Genomic DNA, 17,293 nt, shown 5'->3' with positions numbered 1-17,293 from the left:
CAGATTTTACACAGATGAAAATAAAATAAATTCGAATAACTGTAGATGATACAGGACATTTTCAAGACACTTAATTTTTTGGAAGGAGTTATTTATGACTAACGTTATTTTATCCCCAAGGGAAAAGACAAGAAAAGCTTTAACCGTGGAATGTACAAAGGGGTGGTATGAGTATGAGGCCTCTTACGACGGCGTACTTTTGAATATCGATACTGCGGGCGCAAGGCTTCTTGGCTTCTCGTCTCCCGATGACATGCTCGGGAAAAAGATAAATGAATTGTATGCGCATCCCTATGACCATGAAAAGACGTTGTCTATGCTGTTCAGGGATGGAAAGGTAAGCGGTTTTTTCACCCTGATGAAGGGAATGGACGACAATCTGGTGTTTATAAAACAAAGCAGCACTCTGATTACCGATGAGTATTACCATTTGCCGCTAAAGGTACAAACCTCTTTCGAGATATCCCGTACGCTGTAGTATTTTCAAAGGCTTTTCCACTAACCCTGACAGGGTTTGAAACGGAACCACGAAACACACGGAATATAGGTAAAACAACCCTGTCAGGGTTAAAATCACTTAGGGAAACGTATAGATTAATTTTCATTCATTACATTACCGGAGGTTTTTTTTATGAATGTTTCTGCAAATGCACCCGCTGAAGAATTAAAAGGGAACACAAGGGTGCTTATACTTGCTACGCTTGCCTTTGCGGTAAGTTTTGCCGGATGGTCACTGTTTGCGCCTTTGGCCTCATATTTAAAAGCGGAATTTAATTTATCTTCCACCGCATTGGGATTACTGCTTGCCGCACCGGTGTTGCTTGGCTCCATTGTCAGAGTGCCTATTGGTATTTTGACTGATAAATATGGCGGAAGAAAGGTCTTTAGCGCACTGATGGCGGTGTGTTTTTTCCCTATGTTCATCGCAGGCTTTGCGCATAGCTACCTGTTTTTATTGATATGCGGGTTGTTTTTTGGCACAATCGGGGCGTCTTTTGCCGTTGGTATTCCACAGGTCTCCCAATGGTATCCGAAAGAAAAACAAGGACTGGCGTTGGGAATTTATGGCATAGGAAATGTCGGTTCTGCCGCAGCGGTATTTGGAGCGCCATTTATTGCTGAATCCATAGGATGGAACAAGGCGTTTATCTTTTATTCCATTCCATTGCTCCTGATGGCTGCTATTTACTGGTTTTTTTCCGCTGATGCGCCAAAACCTAAAACGGTAAAACCCAAGACCTTGAGCGACAGGTTGAAGGTTTATAAATCTTCTCATTTAATATGGGTATTTTCCCTCTTCTATTTTATGACGTTTGGTTTTTTTGTATGCTTTTCGCTTTGGCTGCCTTCTTATCTTAAAGAATCTTACAACATTACACCGGTAAAGGCGGGCAGCTTTACTTCTATATTTGTGTTTCTGGCGACTTTTTCAAGGATTTTGGGCGGATACCTGGGAGATGTCTTCCCCGGGAAACGTGTTTTAACAATTCTCTCCTTGTTCCTTATTGGCATACTTATTTATCTGAATCTAAGCAGTTCTCTGGCGCTTACGCTTGTTGTTTTCTATTGCATGGCGGTTTGTCTGGGCATCGGCAATGGCGTTGTCTTTAAACTGGTAGCGGAATACTTTCCAAAAGAAACAGGCGCCGTAGGCGGCATGGTTGGAGCTGCCGGAGGGCTTGGAGGATTTTTTCTTCCCATAATTCTTGGCACCATCAGGGATTATACCAACAATAATTCATTAGGATTCATCTTTGTTTCTCTCGTGTGCCTCGTGTGCCTCTCCTTTATGGAAGAAAAGACCTTTATAACAAAGAAGGGCAATAAAATGGCGCCCGCTGTGGGACGATAGTATGAACATAGTAACGATTGCAACTTATTCAACCAATACTCGCTGGTTTATTCCCGCTATGGCGACAATGATGATGGCGCTCATATCGTCATCCTACGGGTATAATGAAGCTGCTCCCTATCTTTTTATCGCCGGAATTGCAGCATTTTTTTCAGTGGCGGTCTTTATCACCATAAAGGCCGTATTTTTTTACAGCGAATTTTTACATGACATTCATAGCCCGGAAAAAACCAACTATCTCTTTTCAGTGGTGGGGGTTATTGGCCTTGCAGGTGTTTTTTGTTCTAAACTATGGAGCAATCATACCGTTTCCTGGATATTCTGGTATGTTTCTCTTGTCCTTTGGGTAATTATTACCCTTTTATCTTTCAGCTTTTTGTTTTTGTCCCGCAAATCTGAAGATAGGAAACTGGAAGAAGTATTACACGGCGGATGGTTTTTTATTTGCATAGGTACTCAGGCAACCGCATTGATGAGTATCATTGCCGCCAAACAGGCAACAAGCCACCTCTTTCTTATCCACCTGATTTCCTTTGGTTTGTGGTCGATAGGGGCGTTTTTATACCTTTTGTTTATGACGTTAATTGTACTTAGGCTCATTTTTTATTCATTCCCCAATAATTCAGAACTCTCACCCTATTGGATGCATGCCGGAGCCGCTGCGCTTACGGCGCTTACCGGTGTTGCATTATTTCAGCATATATCAGCCACAGGGGGGCCATTTCTTGATCTTTTGCCTTTTCTAAAAGGGTTTTCATTGTTTTTTTGGTCTGTGGGGCTATGGTGGCTGCCATTATTGAGTATTATGGCGCTGAAAAAACAGGCGTATGATGATGACCGTTTTGTGTTTACTGTGGGATATTGGGAGATAGCGCTGTCGCTTGCCTTATATGCTGCTGGAACCAAACAATTAACGGGCATTTTTGCCGGACAATACATAGTAGTATTTTCACACTTTCTTCACATTGCCGTTCTTCTTGTGTATGGTTATGCGCTTGTCTCTACCATAACACATTTGGCATTCTCCTCGGTATGGACGCCGGTAAACGACCTGACAATCAGTTGTGTTGTCCCCTATCGCTTCACCTTACGGGGAAAGATCTTCTATGTAACCGGCATTGTAAGTGAATGGATGGACAAGAATATTCAGGGCAAGGTTAAAAAACAATATTATGCAATTGTCAACAATAACCTTTCCTGCCTGATTTCCTACGACCTGTTTTCGAAAAAGTGGTATATTCGCCTGGCGGATGCTGCTATTGACACAAAAGGACAACCACCTATTCAACCTCCAGTTCACAATCCTTAATCCTCAATCTGCAATCTGCAATCTGCAATACACAATTTGCCGACTGTAAATTGCCGATTGCAGACCGTGCCGTATTCCCCATTCTTCTAAGAATTTACGTGATGTTTCCGGTTCACTGTTTAACGGCTTTTATACGTGAGCTATCAACCCTAAACCGTGAACAAGGTTAAATGGTTAAATGGTTAAACCCAGAACCCAGAACCCAGAACCTTAAACCCTAAGTATTTTTATATTGGCATGAAATTCATATCGAATATAATAAAGGGGAATGGTATCTGATAGTCAGGAAGTGTAATAGTGGCGATGGCGGCGTTTTGCTCTATAAAGTCAAACGATAAAAGGGGCATAAATATGAAAATAGCGGTAACGGGTTTAACGGGGTTTTTGGGGTATTATCTTGCAAAGCGGTTTTTTGAGAAGGGTATACAAATCCTGGCGCTTGTTCGAAATACAACGAATCTGTTGCATCTTCAGGATTTTCAAAAAAACATTACATATGTGCAGGGGAATTTAGACGATAAAGAAACGTTGAAGAAATTTGTGTACGGTGCGGATATTGTTGTTCATATGGCGTACGAAAGAAATGGGGCGTCATTTCATGAAGCGGGCAATAAGGATATAAAACGATTTGTGGAAACGAACCTTTTGGGGAGCATAGAGCTGCTTGACGCTGCGAAATGCGAGGGGGTGAAACAATGTATCTTTATCAGCTCCTGTGCTGTTTATGGATTTATTTATCCCTATATCCGTCTTGATGAATTGCACCCTTTGCTGCCGGAGTCTAATTATGGGGCCTACAAGGCGTCTGTGGAGGCATTTTGCCATTCTTATTTTCTTTCAAAATATTTTGACATAACAATATTCAGGCCTGTAGGCATTTATGGGATTGCGCCGCACCTTGCACATTCCGCCTGGTATAATATTGTAAAAGATATTAAGCATGGCCGCGATGTGGAAGTGTCCGGCGGGGGAAAAATAGTTTACGTTGAAGATGTTGTCCGTGCAATTGAATTGGCGGCTGGCAATAAAGATGCCTCGGGAAAGATATATAATCTGATGGACATGTATATTGACTATATGAACGTTGCCCAAATTGCCAGGGAAATTTGCGGTTCACGGTCAATTATCAGTGGCACGACAAAAAAATCTATTCATACGATCGACAGTACGCAATCAAAGGAACTGGGAGTTTCTTATTCCGGCATTGAAGGGGTAAAGCGATACATTCGGGAGTTGGCGCATCGTATTTGATTATAGGACGTTTTGGTGCTTAGCAGTAATTTCTTTGCACTTTTTGGCAAAATATCTAATTGTGAAATCCGAAACTCGAAATTCGAAATCCGAAGCAAATTCTAATGACAAAATGATTTGAAATTCTAAACAAATGCATCTTTCGGATTTCGTGCTTCATATTGTTGTATGTCTTGGATTTGTTTCGCATTTCGTATTTTTTATATCTCGCTTGTTTGATTCTGGCTATGCCAGCTTAGGGAAATAGATGCTTTTAGCTATATACTGACTGACTTAATGACTATCCTCAGGGACTTAATCATCGAACGTATTAAAAATAAGGGGAACATTCCCTTTGCCGAATTTATGCAGATGGCATTGTATTGCCCTGAATACGGTTATTACAACTCGAATGCCGTGTCAATTGGTAAATCAGGGGATTTTTATACAAGTCCCGCTGTTCACCGGATGTTTGGAGAACTTGTCGCAGTCCAGTTGGAAGAGATGTGGAGGATATTGGGGTGTGCTCCATTTACTGTTGTGGAAATGGGAGCGAATGCCGGTTGGTTATGTTTTGATATTATGCATTATATAAAAAATGAGTATCCCGGGTTTTACAAAAACATACAGTACTTTATTGTTGAATCGAATCCCTATCTTCGGGAAAAACAGCAGGAACTTTTTTGCGGAGACCCTGTTTTTGACGAAAAACTTTCGTGGCACTCATACGGAGAGGATGGGTTTTCATTTGACGCTGTTCAGGGCTGTTTTTTGTCAAACGAATTTATCGATGCGTTGCCTGTACACCGGTTATTAGTAAAAGAAGGTGAAGTAAAAGAGATATATGTTGGGTACAATGGTGACGATTTTTATGAAATTGTTGGTGATGTCTGTAATCACGCATTAAAAGACTATTGCATCAATGCTGAAGTGCCATTAAGAGAGGGCAGGGCGCTTGAAATAAACCTGGCCGCCCGTGATTATCTGAATCACGTTGCGCAGAAATTAAACTGCGGTTTTGTGCTAACGATTGATTATGGAGACACCGCGCAGCGGCTATATCGGGACAACACAACGGGAGGCACATTGAGGTGCTATTACCGGCACAATGTTAACCAGGATTATTATGAACGAGTGGGAGAACAGGATATTACCGCTTCTGTTGACTTTTCTTTCCTGATGGACGTTGGGAAGGGGGTGGGGCTAGATGCGACAGGATTGGTCAAGCAATCTCATTATTTAATTGCTTTGGGTATACTGGAGAAGTTAAATAACATGAGGAACGATCTTGAAACTGTTTTGAAAGTAAAAAACCTCTTTCTGCCTGAAGGCATGGGAGAGGTTTTTAAGGCGCTGATTCAGCACAGGAATGTGAAAAATCCATGCTTGTCCAGCCTGAAACCTTTAAGTGCGTTAAAACCCGGAACATAATGCGCTTCAATCGCGAAACGCGAAATACGAAAGAGGAACCACAGATTTCACAGATTGCACAGATTAAAAAATTGTCACAAGCTTATAATTGTCTCTTCCTCCACCGGTAATCTACCGTCGACAGTCGGAGGTTGACCAATGACCAATTTCATTAAAACAGAAAGGAGTAATTTGTGGAGAGCAAACAACCATTGGAAGTGGGATTGATTATGAATATCCTGACTGAGGCGATAAAAAGAGAAGAGGAATCATATGAATATTATTATAACGCTTCATTAAAAGCAACAAAACCTGCGACAAAAAAATTGCTGCTTGAACTTGCAGAATGGGAGAAATCACATATTGAAGAACTACAACATCATGTGGCGGAACTGAAGGCGCAGAAGGAAATAGACAGAGCAATTACCGGCGGTATATAAGGGGCCAGGGTTTTTTTTATTATACCTTAGAAATCGGCAATCTACAGTCGGCAGTCGGCAGTCTACAATCGGCAAATTGCAGATTGTGGATTGTGGACTGCCGACTGGAGACTGTAGACTGAGCTAACTTTACCATTTTTATCATATAAAGCAGAGGCATATATGGAAATAAAAAAAGACGATCTATTGCAGATGTACTATTACCTTAAATTAACGAGGAGGCTGGAGGATCGTGTAACCTCTCTCTACCATCAGGGGAAAATTATGGGAGGGGCATGGACGAGCAACGGCACAGAGGCGGTTTCTGTAGGATACGGATATGCGCTTGAAAAGGATGATATTGCCGCCCCTTATTTCAGGGACATGGGAGTATTCCTGATACGGGGTATTTCTGCGAAACGCATTATTGCGCAGTATTTCGGGAAAAAGACCGGTGTTACCGGTGGAAAAGAAGGCAATGTGCATATAGGTGATATGAAGTATGGCGTTGTCGGGTTCCCAAGCCATTTGGCGGACAATTATCCCGTAGGCACCGGTGTAGCCCTTGCCTTTAAAATACGCGGAGAGAAGAAGGTTGTGGCTGCGTGTACCGGTGATGGGGGCACAAGCCGCGGTGATTTTCACGAGGGTATGAACTTTGCTTCGGTAAGAAAATTGCCCATTGTTTTCTTCTGCAATAACAATCAGTACGCATATTCGACGCCGCTGAGGCTTCAAATGAATATCAAAGACGTCGCGGAACGTGCTGCTGCATACGGCATGCCCGGCAAAATTGTGGATGGTAACAATGTTGTTGAGGTCTACATGGCTGCAAAGGAGGCATATGAAGTTGCGAGGAATGGCGGAGGTCCTACGTTTATAGAGTGTAAAACCATGCGTATGCATGGTCATTCGGAACATGATAGCGCCAAATATGTACCAGGGGAATTGCTGGAAGAGTGGAAGAAGAAGGACCCTATCGCAAATATGGAAAGGTATTTGACGGAAAAGAATATCGCAGGTAAAGAAGAACTTGACGGCATTGACGCCAGGGTAAAAAAGGAAATAGATGAAGCGGAGGCATTTGCAGAAGAGAGCCCGTATCCCGACCCCGCAGACGGCCTGAAAGGTGTTTATGCTACGCCGGTAGAAACAAGATAGGAATAGTCAAGTTTTTAATCTGTGTAATCTGTGGTTCCCCTTTCGTATTTCGTGCTTTTTTTAGTTCTGGCTATGCCAGCTTAGGATGCTGTATTAAATTTTTGGAAACTGAAAAATGTACAATATAAAATTTTCAGAGGTTACAGAGCGGCTTAAGGAAGTGCTGAATACCAAATCGGAAGATGATTTGGCAAGAAGCCTTGAAATAACAGCACAGGCATTTCTTTCCTTCAAAAGACAAAATGAAATTCCCTCCGAATTGCTCGTCCGTTTTTGCCTCTTACACCAGGTATCCATTGACTGGCTTATTAAAGGAGAGCAGGAAAAAACGAGTGATTATGTGAGTATCCCTATATATAACGCCAAAATATTTTCGGAGGAAAAGGCAAAAGAACCGGAACATACAGCGGGATTTATGGCGTTTAAAAACGATTGGTTAATGTCTGAATTCGGCGCTAATAAAGCGAATCTTTATTTATTTTATGTAAAAGATGATTCCATGGAACCTATGTTAAAAAACGGCGATGTTGTCATCGTTGACAAAAAAAATAATGTGCTGGACCGGGATGGATTGTATCTTTTGCGTACCGAAGGTGCGGCAGCGTTCATTAAACGGGTGCAGCGCCTTCCCGGCGGTAGTCTTCGTCTGTTGTGCGACAATGCTGCTTATAAACCCATTGAAGCAAAAACGGCTCAGATAGAGAATGGTGATATTGTGATTGTCGGCAGGGTTGTGTGGTCAGGCAAACGGTTATGACGAGTAGCTTGCAGGGAAAGAAAATGAATCAGTGTATCTAACACAAATATAAAATACTATGTAAAAGTCAAAAAGGAGGCATGGATGGGGCAAATTACCTATCTTGAAGCAATAAGGGAAGCCATGGATGAAGAGATGTCCCGCGATCCGGGCGTGTTTGTATTGGGTGAAGACGTAGGGGTATATGGCGGGGCGTTTCGGGCTACGGAAGGGTTTTATGAGAAATACGGAGAGTGGCGGGCGCTGGATACCCCTTTATCGGAATCAGGGTTTACCGGAGCCGCAATTGGCGCAGCCCTTGTCGGGATGCGGCCGATTGTTGAAATGCAGTTTGCTGATTTTATTTCCTGCGCTTTTGACCAGTTGATAAACGTGGCGGCAAAATTCCATTATCGCATGGGTTCCGCCGTGCCTATGGTTGTTCGTGCGCCTTATGGCGGCAATATACATGGCGGGGCATTTCACTCACAGAGTATTGAGGGATATTTTTTTAATGTACCTGGATTAAAAATTGTGGCGCCATCGAGTGTGTACGACGCAAAGGGTTTATTGAAGGCTGCCATCCGTGACAATGACCCCGTGCTCTATTGCGAGCATAAGTACCTTTACCGGCGGATAAAAGATACGGTTCCGGAAGACGATTACATCGTGCCGATCGGCATGGCAAAGGTGGTTCAGGAAGGCACGGATGTATCGGTTATTACGTATGGAGCCATGGTGCATACGGCTATTGAAGCGGCAAACGAAGTGAAGGCGAACAGTGTTTCTGTTGAAATTATCGATTTGAGAACACTCCTGCCACTGGATAAAAAAACAATTTACGAGTCCGTTAAGAAGACAAACAAGGTGATTATTCTGCATGAACAGACAAAGACGGGCGGCGTTGGCGCCGAAGTATCTGCATTGATTTCCGAATATTGTTTTGATGATTTGGATGCCCCGGTCATTCGCATTGCTGCCCCGGATACCCCGGTACCCTACAGCCCTTTAATGGAAGAAGCATTTATCCCGCAAACAAAAGATGTGGTAAACGCGATAGATAAAATAATACGTTATTAATTCGGAGAAGTGTATATGACTATTGATATAATCATGCCGCAAATGGGAGAAAGCGTAGCGGAAGGCACTATTCTTAAATGGCTGGTTCACGAGGGTGATTACGTTGAAAAAGAACAGCCGCTGGTAGAAATCAGCACGGATAAAATTGATACCGAAATACCTTCGCCGTCTGCCGGTATCATAAAGAAGATTCTTTACAAAGAAGGCGCTGTCCTGGCGGTTCAAACCGTTATTGCTCAAATTGAAGAGGGCGAAATAAAGGCGCAGGCCGGAACAGTGAGGAAAGAGCAGGAAGAGAAAGAGAGGGTTGAAATATCTGAAACGGCGGCAATTGCCGGTGAACGTGATATGCATGAAAAAAGATATTCTCCTTTAGTAAAAAAACTGGCAAAGGAATATAACGTCAGCTTGCCTGAAATAAAAGGTTCGGGCGAATTTGGCAGGGTAACCAAAAAGGATATAATGGAATATATCTCTTCAAGGCAGGAGATTACTGCTTCAAAAGAAAAAATCGTCAAAGAAGCGGAGCGGGAGACGCTTATTCCGTTGCATCCAAAACGCAAAATTACGGCGGAAAGGATGGCGCTCAGCAGACAAACAGCGGCGCTTGTAACTACCGTATTTGAAGTGGATATGACGCCTGTGACAAAATACCGCGAACTGAACAGAGAAGCGATGAAAAGGGAAGGCATACATCTTACCTATCTCCCTTTTATTGCATTTGCGGTAGTACAGGCTTTAAAAGAACATGCCGCCTTGAATTCATCGTGGACGGATAACGGCATTTTGCAGAAGAATTATATTAATCTGGGCATTGCCGTTGCCCTTGAGGATGGCCTGGTTGTTCCCGTTATTAAGGATGCGGATAAAAAAGATATGTTTCAATTAGCACGGGAAATTCAGGAAATAGCAGTAAATGCCCGCTCAAAAAAATTGAAACCGGATGACGTCCAGGGCGGGACATTCACTATTACAAATTACGGCGTCAATGGCAGCCTGTTTGGGACTCCATTGATATTGCAACCCCAGTCTGCAATACTGGGAGTTGGGGCTGTGGTAAAAAGGCCGGTTATCCTCGGTGATGCTGACGCCATTGCCGTCCGGTCAATGGTGTATCTTAGTCTTTCATTTGACCATCGGGTAATGGATGGCGCCCATGCCGATGCATTTCTTCATAAGGTAAAGAATATTTTGGAGACGTGGGGAGTATCTCTCTATGAACAGAAAAAACCTAATCCTCCTGGCGGATATGGTGGAATATGGTGAAGCCTGGGAGTTGCAAAAAACACTGTTAGAGCTAAGGATCTCTGAAAAAATAGAAGATTGCCTGCTTCTTCTTCAGCATCCTCCCACATTCACCTATGGACGCAGATATAAAGAATCCAATCTTATTTCAAATAAAATGCGCTATGAGAAAATCGGCATTGCTGTTTACAAGACAGACAGGGGCGGTCTTGCCACGTATCATGGCCCTGGCCAGGTAGTAGGATACCCTATCTTAAAAATGCGTTCTTATACGAATGATTATTATGAATATCTGAGGATGCTTGAAGAGGTAATGATCCAAGTCGTATCTGATTATGGGATAACGGTAAACAGGAGAAAAGAATATACCGGCGTTTGGGCGGATAATGCCAAGATAGGTTTTATCGGCGTCAGGATTGCCACGGGTTATACGATGCATGGTTTCTCACTCAACGTTAATAATGACCTGTCTCCTTTTGAATATATAATCCCATGCGGAATTGACGGGATAAAGGTCGCATCCCTGCAAAGCCTATTGAATACAACGGTTGATTTAAAAGAAATATATGAAAGGATTACAAGTCATTATGCAAACATCTTTCAAACCGAAATAGTTTTCATAGAAAATTCGTTGCCATATTTTTGTAGAGACGCATTGCATGCGTCTGGAAACTGTTGAGCGTAAAGAGAATGTTGATACAAGAGAACTTACAGACATAACAGAGAGACGCATGCAATGCGTCTCTACATTAACATCAACATACGTCCTGTATTTGCGAGCATGTATATTAACCCTGACAGGGTTGTTTCTTTCATTTTCAGAATTTACAATTAAATATTTTGATATATTATATATAATAAGTAGTGTTAGTATTACTATCATGTAATGATTTGCAATAAAAATTAAATATATTAGTTTGAAAGCGGGCAATTGTATGCATATAAATCTCGGTCAATTATCGGTAATTGAAATAAAGAGATTCTCCAAAAACATTAAAGATAAATGTAGTGGACATGCATTTATGGAAGAATCTGTTCTGGAGGCAACAAGGCTTTTTTACCATTCATTTGTTACCGATAACGGAAGCAGTTCTTTTGCACTAGTACGCATTTTTAAATCATGTTCTTATCAGGAACTTCCGGATGATGTTCTGTCTTATATAAAAAACAAGGCAACAGCGGAATCAATAACTTCACAAAACAGGTATTTGACTTTACTAGGGACATGGGGTGATTTGGAAGCGTGGTGTGATAGAAAAAAATCCTGGAATCATATTGCCTTTCCCATGGATGATCCGCAATTGTCTCATAAATACCCTATGATCGCTGCGCTTTTAACGCAAATAGGAGAACATCCTTTTTGTGAAGTAAATGCGGGAGTAGATTTTCTCAAAAATGACCAACATAAAAATTATGGATTATATTATATTGAAGATGCTGGAGACATGACGTCAATTCAGGAACAAGCAAATTTTGTGAATACACATTCCATAAAATCAGTTTTCGGGTTTGGCGGAAAATTTACTTCAGGCAATGTCTATGCGATTATCATCTTTTCCAAAGAGTCAATTCGTAAAAATACCGCAAAATCATTTCTCGCCATCAATCCCGTGGTAAAGCAGATTATGCTGCCATTTGAAATAGAGGGCAATATATTTAAAAATAGTCTGCACGCACCGAATTCAAATGGAATAAGCATTAATAATGATGAATCTGGCATAAACATCAAACCGTTTCATAAAAATAGTATTGATTACCACAAAAAATACCTCATCGAAAGAGAAATGTCTGCCGCCATCCGGGCTGAACTGGATATGACAAATGAGTACATGATTGAGGTGACAGAGGATTTGAAAAGGGCAAACAAAAGCCTGGAAGATGAAATCATTAAACGGCTTCAGGCGGAAAATGAACTGCAACAAAGTCAGAGTCAATTACAGGCAGTGTTTGATAATGCCGCAGCGTGTATTTACATAAAAGATATTGAGGGTAAGCACCTGTTTATTAATAAGCACTATGAAAAGCTGTTTCACATTACCGGGGATACGATAAAAGGGAAAACAGTTTACGATATATTCCCACGGGAGATGGCGGAGGCATTACATAAGAACGATCAAAAAATGCTTGAGTCGAAAACTCCTATGGAATTTGAAGAAATTGTTCTCCAGGATGACGCCCCTCACACCTATCTATCAATAAAATTTCCATTATATGCTTCAAATGGCGTCCCTTACGGGCTGTGCGGGATTTCGACGGATATTACACAGCGCAAGGAAATGGAGATCGAACTTAAAAAAATGAATGCACTTCTCAAACAGGATGCCAGGGAATATGCGGGAAAGCTGGGAAAACAGAATATTAAACTGGCAATGGAATCGAAAGAACGGAAAAAGACTGAATCTGCCCTGCGGGAAAGTGAAAAGCGTTTTCGCGTAATGTTTGACCAGGCTGCGGTTGGTGTTGCGCTTCAGGAAGTAAAGACGGGCAATTATATTTTAGTCAATAAAAAATACAATGATATTATTTGTAGTGCGCCGCTTGCCCATCCCGATGACCGGCAGGCAACTTTAGTAAATATACAAAAATTAATCGACGGCAAGATTCGTGAATTTATTATGGAATCGCGGTTTTTTCAGTGGGACGGGTCTGTTGTGTGGGTGAATATGACGGTATCGCCCATGTGGAAGATAGGTGAGAAACCTGATTTTTACATGATAATTGTGGAAGACATTACGGAACGTAAAAGGGCGATAGCGGCGCTTGAGGAAAGTAATGAAAAAATTCAATTGTTGCTTGATTCCACAGGGGAAGGTATTTATGGGATAGATGAGCATGGTATATGCACGTTTGCAAATATTGCATGTACTAAATTGCTTGGATATGAGAGCCCGCATCAGCTTGTCGGGAATCAAATGCATAAAATGATTCATCATTCCCGCCGGGACGGCACGCCGTTCCCTATAGAGGAATGTAGTGTTTTTCAGGCGTATCAGAAAGGTGAAAGTATTCACGTTATCGATGATATTGCATGGCGTGCCGATGGATCGTTTTTTCCTGTCGAGTATAGGTCATACCCGATACGGAAAAATAATAAAAATATCGGAGCAGTTGTTACTTTTCAGGATATTACTGCACGAAAACGCATGGAGAAAGAGCTTTTACATTCTAAAAAAATGCAGGCACTGGGAACAATTACTTCCGGTGTTGCACATGAGGTGAATAATATCCTTGCGGCTATTGACGGCAATATACAGATGTTAATGAGACAGAATAAAGGCCGGAAGATGCTGCTGGACTCTCTTAAGATAGTTCACAAATACGTAAAAGACGGGGCTGAGATTGTTAGAAGATTAAATGAATTTACCAAAAAGAACGAAGATTTCCCCGGCTATGTATCGGTTGATCTGTCTGAACTGACAAAACATGTTGTGAAATTTCTCAGGCCCAGATGGCAGGATATGGCTCAGGGGGCAGGGATAAAGTATAGCATGAACACAGATGGACTTAAAATAGTCAGTGATATAAAAGGCAATCCTTCAGAATTACGGGAAGTAGTATTGAATATTATCAATAATGCATTGGATGCCATGCCCAAAGGAGGCACCATTTGTTTTAATGCCTGGGAGGATGAAGATAACGTACATTTGAGTATTTCCGACACGGGGGTCGGTATGACTGAAGAGGTGATATCGAAAATCTTTGATCCTTTCTTCACGAGCAAGGAAAAGGGCACAGGTTTAGGTTTGAGTGTTGTTTACGGAATGGTTAAAAGGCATGGTGGGGTGATACACGTCTCCAGCACGGTGGGAATGGGAAGTGTTTTCCTATTGTCGTTTCCATCAAAAAAAGAGGTTAATACGACAGAAGAAGCACAAATAATCGAGACAAAAAAAGGGATGATGGAAGATAATGTATTGATGATTGATGATGCGGACACAGTCGGCGATGCGGTGTTGGAGTCTGGTGGAGGAAATAAGATATTGGTGATTGAGGATGAATTGGTTATAGGAAAAGTATTGTGCAATTTTCTTACAGAGGAAGGGTATGTTGTTGAATATTGTAATAATGGCGCAGAGGCATTAGATAAATTCAAACAATACAAATATGACCTTGTCCTTTGTGATCTTGGGATGCCCGGGGTTTCGGGATGGGAGATAATGGATGCAATAGAAATATTAGAAGAAAAACCGAAGGTAGGTATAATTACCGGATTCCTGAATACCGCAGATACTTTTCCAGATAATAAAATAAAAGCAAATTTTATCATCAATAAGCCATTTGATTTAGAAGTTGTATTAGAACATATTCAGCAGATACTTTAAAGGGATAGATAATTCGTATCTGCTTTGTATTTTAAAAGGGGTTAAAGTTATTCGCGTGGTAGGTACAACATGTACATGCGCATGCGCATTTGGAGTTGCAGAAAAAATGAGTTGGACGTGTCCTCACCAAAAAAATAATGAATGTATTCGGTTAAAGAAACCATGCCAGCCTCTGCAGAAGGGTTGTGTGTTGGAAGATAAAGTTACATTTATAGATTTTCAATATGAGGACAACGAAAATCAAAAACATTCAAAAAAAGGGTAACACTTTAGTTTTTTGAAAAATTCCAGCAATAACAAAATACATGAGTAAGCATTCCCGATTTTTTGTAACCGATTATGTGATTGGGGGTAAAACAACGCTGTCAGGGTTAATGTTTCATTAAAACATGGCGGAAGTCACAAAAAAACGGGAATGCTCCCGTGTAGGGTGTAGGGGCGAATCATTTGCATATTTGGACATGAATGCATGTATGCCAGTTATTGCAAATGCTTCGCCCCTACAGTGTTATCGGTTTGTTGATATTCTAAAGGAGAGATGTGTGACAGAGCCAATGATTACTTGTCCGAAATGCCAGACTGCGATTAAGCTGACAGAATCGCTTGCGGCGCCGATCGTCGAGTCCGCTCGTCGCGAGTATGAGCAACGTCTGGCACAAAAAGACGCTGACATCGCCAAGCGCGAAACCTTGCTTTGTGAGCGTGAAAAAGAGATTGCCAGGGCAAAAGAGGCTATTGACGGACAGGTCGCAGAGAAACTGCGCCAGGAGCGCGACAGGATAGTCGCCGAAGAATCCAGGAAGGCCAAACTTGCACTTGCTGCCGACTTTGAGCAAAAACGAAAGGAACTTGCCGATCTTCAGGAAGTGCTCAAACAGAGGGACGAGAAACTTGCCGAGGCGCAGAAGGCGCAGGCTGAAGTCTTGAGAAGGCAGCGGGAACTTGATGACGAAAAACGAGAATTTGACTTGACGGTGGAGAAGCGCATACAGGAAGGGCTTGCCACGGTACGTGAACAAGCGCACAAAGAGGCGGAAGACCAACTTAAATTCAAGGTGTTGGAGAAAGAGCAGACTATCGCCTCAATGCAAAAGCAGATAGAAGAACTTAAGCGCAAGGCCGATCAGGGGTCGCAGCAACTTCAGGGAGAAGTCCAGGAGCTTGAGCTTGAAGCGCTATTGATCTCGAAATTCCCGCGCGATACGATAGAACCCGTTCCGAAGGGCGAGCATGGCGGCGATGTGTTGCATCGGGTCATTGGCCACCTCGGCCAATCCTGTGGTACTATCTTGTGGGAGTCCAAAAGGACAAAGAGCTGGAGCGACGGCTGGCTTATCAAGCTTCGTGAAGACCAGCGGGCAGCAAAGGCAGAGGTTGCCGTAATTGTCAGCCAGGCGCTCCCGAAGGGCGCGGCGACATTCGAATTGATTGACGGCGTATGGGTAACGCACCCCAGGGCGGCAATTCCCGTAGCTGTCACGCTCCGCCACACCCTCATCGAGGTCTCATCAGCCCGGCAGACTATGGAAGGGCAGCAAACCAAGATGGAAATGGTCTACCGGTACCTCACCGGCCCTAGATTCCGACAGCGTGTACAGGCCATCGTTGAGGCGTTCTCATCTATGCAGGAAGACCTCGAAAAAGAGAAGAAGGTCATTACGAAGCAATGGGCCAAGCGCGAGGAACAGATCGGGCGCGTGATGCAGTCTACCGTTGGCATGTACGGCGACCTGCAGGGTATTGCGGGGAAGACGTTGCAGGAGATTGAGGGGTTGGAATTAAACGCTTTGGAGGCATCTGAAGAATAATTGCAGTACGTAGTGTTATGACTCTAGAACCGTCCAAAGTTAAAAGAAACATTCAGCCGGGTTCCTGGTTGATTAAGCCGCGTTCCTGGTTGATTAAGCCGCGTTTTTATTTACCGCAATACAGGCGAGAAAGTCTTCACTCTTTTTTTCACCATCATTTAAATCATCGCGTTAATCCATAGTGTGAAAGCGCACGTATTTCTTAGCCCATCGCAATATGTACTCACTATATGAATTAAATAGTGATACCGCCGCATCACATCCCTTATGCAATACTAAATTTAATACGAGAATCTGCTGTATGTATTTGCATACAGTGGAAAACAAGCATAACAACTCTAAGCATTAATAGTTTATGAAATATCAACTATACGGTGTATTGATTTGCATACACTATTTGTAAATTGCCCGGATTTGTTTTTATCACTGCTTCTCATGCCGTTGTTAATTTTATCAGTCATAACTACTTTTATCTTTGAAGGTTATAAATTTATTACTGCTAGTATAAAAAAATTATATTGTTTTAATTTTCAATGGCAAACGCATTGCGTAGGTATTGCGTTGAGAAAAAAGTCTGTTTCGGGAGTGTTTCCGGAAGATTGTTAAAAAAGATGTAAATTGAAGGAGGATGGCGAAATGTTTAAGAAGATAGGTATTGGTGTTGTTATTTCAGGGGCGTTAATGTTTAGTTATTTTGGATTAAACACAGCATTCATTAGCC

General features: G+C 42.2%; 13 protein-coding genes. All 13 read left to right on the top strand.

Annotated features, from left to right (window positions below; genetic code table 11):
• The first annotated feature begins 94 nt into the window (after positions 1–94).
• The 13 genes from ABJL82_RS07955 (at position 95) to ABJL82_RS07895 (ending at position 16,572) form a co-directional block, all read left to right on the top strand.
• Positions 95–478, top strand: coding sequence for a hypothetical protein (locus ABJL82_RS07955; protein ID WP_347274198.1), 384 nt, complete (start codon positions 95–97; stop codon positions 476–478).
• 153 nt (positions 479–631) lie between these two features.
• Positions 632–1,852 carry an MFS transporter gene (locus ABJL82_RS07950; RefSeq protein ID WP_347274197.1) on the top strand — a complete coding sequence of 407 codons (1,221 nt, stop codon included), beginning with the start codon at positions 632–634 and terminating at the stop codon, positions 1,850–1,852.
• 1 nt (position 1,853) lies between these two features.
• The gene (locus ABJL82_RS07945; RefSeq protein WP_347274196.1) at positions 1,854–3,161 is read left to right on the top strand and encodes a hypothetical protein; all 1,308 of its coding nucleotides are present in this window, start codon (positions 1,854–1,856) and stop codon (positions 3,159–3,161) included.
• A gap of 351 nt (positions 3,162–3,512) precedes the next feature.
• The gene (locus ABJL82_RS07940) at positions 3,513–4,412 is read left to right on the top strand and encodes an NAD(P)-dependent oxidoreductase (protein WP_347274195.1); all 900 of its coding nucleotides are present in this window, start codon (positions 3,513–3,515) and stop codon (positions 4,410–4,412) included.
• A 276-nt stretch (positions 4,413–4,688) separates the two neighbouring features.
• On the top strand, positions 4,689–5,822 hold the full coding sequence (locus tag ABJL82_RS07935; protein WP_347274194.1) for an SAM-dependent methyltransferase: 1,134 nt from the start codon (positions 4,689–4,691) through the stop codon (positions 5,820–5,822).
• A 173-nt stretch (positions 5,823–5,995) separates the two neighbouring features.
• Positions 5,996–6,241: a ferritin family protein gene (locus ABJL82_RS07930; RefSeq protein WP_099326317.1), complete on the top strand. Its 246-nt coding sequence runs from the start codon at positions 5,996–5,998 to the stop codon at positions 6,239–6,241.
• Between the two features lie 162 nt (positions 6,242–6,403).
• Positions 6,404–7,381: a thiamine pyrophosphate-dependent dehydrogenase E1 component subunit alpha gene (locus tag ABJL82_RS07925; protein WP_347274193.1), complete on the top strand. Its 978-nt coding sequence runs from the start codon at positions 6,404–6,406 to the stop codon at positions 7,379–7,381.
• Positions 7,382–7,496: 115 nt separating this feature from the next.
• Entirely contained in the window at positions 7,497–8,138 is a 642-nt protein-coding gene (locus tag ABJL82_RS07920; RefSeq protein WP_347274192.1) for a LexA family transcriptional regulator, read from the top strand.
• A gap of 84 nt (positions 8,139–8,222) precedes the next feature.
• Positions 8,223–9,197 carry an alpha-ketoacid dehydrogenase subunit beta gene (locus ABJL82_RS07915; protein WP_347274191.1) on the top strand — a complete coding sequence of 325 codons (975 nt, stop codon included), beginning with the start codon at positions 8,223–8,225 and terminating at the stop codon, positions 9,195–9,197.
• A gap of 15 nt (positions 9,198–9,212) precedes the next feature.
• Positions 9,213–10,463, top strand: coding sequence for a dihydrolipoamide acetyltransferase family protein (locus tag ABJL82_RS07910; RefSeq protein ID WP_347274190.1), 1,251 nt, complete (start codon positions 9,213–9,215; stop codon positions 10,461–10,463).
• A complete protein-coding gene (gene lipB, locus ABJL82_RS07905) occupies positions 10,414–11,121 on the top strand; it encodes a lipoyl(octanoyl) transferase LipB (RefSeq protein ID WP_347274189.1) in 708 nt (235 codons plus the stop codon). Before ABJL82_RS07910 ends, lipB begins: the two co-directional genes overlap by 50 nt.
• Before the next feature lie 256 nt (positions 11,122–11,377).
• Complete coding sequence (locus ABJL82_RS07900) at positions 11,378–14,764, top strand: PAS domain S-box protein (protein WP_347274188.1); 3,387 nt, start codon at positions 11,378–11,380, stop codon at positions 14,762–14,764.
• Between the two features lie 542 nt (positions 14,765–15,306).
• Entirely contained in the window at positions 15,307–16,572 is a 1,266-nt protein-coding gene (locus ABJL82_RS07895) for a DUF2130 domain-containing protein (protein WP_347274187.1), read from the top strand.
• Positions 16,573–17,293: the final 721 nt, after the last annotated feature.

It is taken from the genome of Candidatus Kuenenia sp. (genome assembly GCF_039794105.1).
Taxonomy (GTDB): Bacteria; Planctomycetota; Brocadiia; order Brocadiales; family Brocadiaceae; genus Kuenenia.
The sequence above is the reverse complement of the archived record's forward strand: the minus strand, read 5'-3'. Positions and strand labels throughout refer to the sequence as shown.

Excerpts from the sequence above, each read along its gene's own strand:
- ABJL82_RS07955 (WP_347274198.1), top strand. The coding sequence starts at position 95 with ATGACTAACGTTATTTTATCCCCAAGGGAAAAGACAAGAAAAGCTTTA.
- ABJL82_RS07945 (WP_347274196.1), top strand. The coding sequence starts at position 1,854 with ATGAACATAGTAACGATTGCAACTTATTCAACCAATACTCGCTGGTTT.
- lipB (WP_347274189.1), top strand. The coding sequence starts at position 10,414 with ATGAACAGAAAAAACCTAATCCTCCTGGCGGATATGGTGGAATATGGT.
- ABJL82_RS07900 (WP_347274188.1), top strand. The coding sequence starts at position 11,378 with ATGCATATAAATCTCGGTCAATTATCGGTAATTGAAATAAAGAGATTC.
- ABJL82_RS07935 (WP_347274194.1), top strand. The coding sequence starts at position 4,689 with ATGACTATCCTCAGGGACTTAATCATCGAACGTATTAAAAATAAGGGG.
- ABJL82_RS07915 (WP_347274191.1), top strand. The coding sequence starts at position 8,223 with ATGGGGCAAATTACCTATCTTGAAGCAATAAGGGAAGCCATGGATGAA.
- ABJL82_RS07910 (WP_347274190.1), top strand. The coding sequence starts at position 9,213 with ATGACTATTGATATAATCATGCCGCAAATGGGAGAAAGCGTAGCGGAA.
- ABJL82_RS07940 (WP_347274195.1), top strand. The coding sequence starts at position 3,513 with ATGAAAATAGCGGTAACGGGTTTAACGGGGTTTTTGGGGTATTATCTT.
- ABJL82_RS07950 (WP_347274197.1), top strand. The coding sequence starts at position 632 with ATGAATGTTTCTGCAAATGCACCCGCTGAAGAATTAAAAGGGAACACA.
- ABJL82_RS07920 (WP_347274192.1), top strand. The coding sequence starts at position 7,497 with ATGTACAATATAAAATTTTCAGAGGTTACAGAGCGGCTTAAGGAAGTG.
- ABJL82_RS07925 (WP_347274193.1), top strand. The coding sequence starts at position 6,404 with ATGGAAATAAAAAAAGACGATCTATTGCAGATGTACTATTACCTTAAA.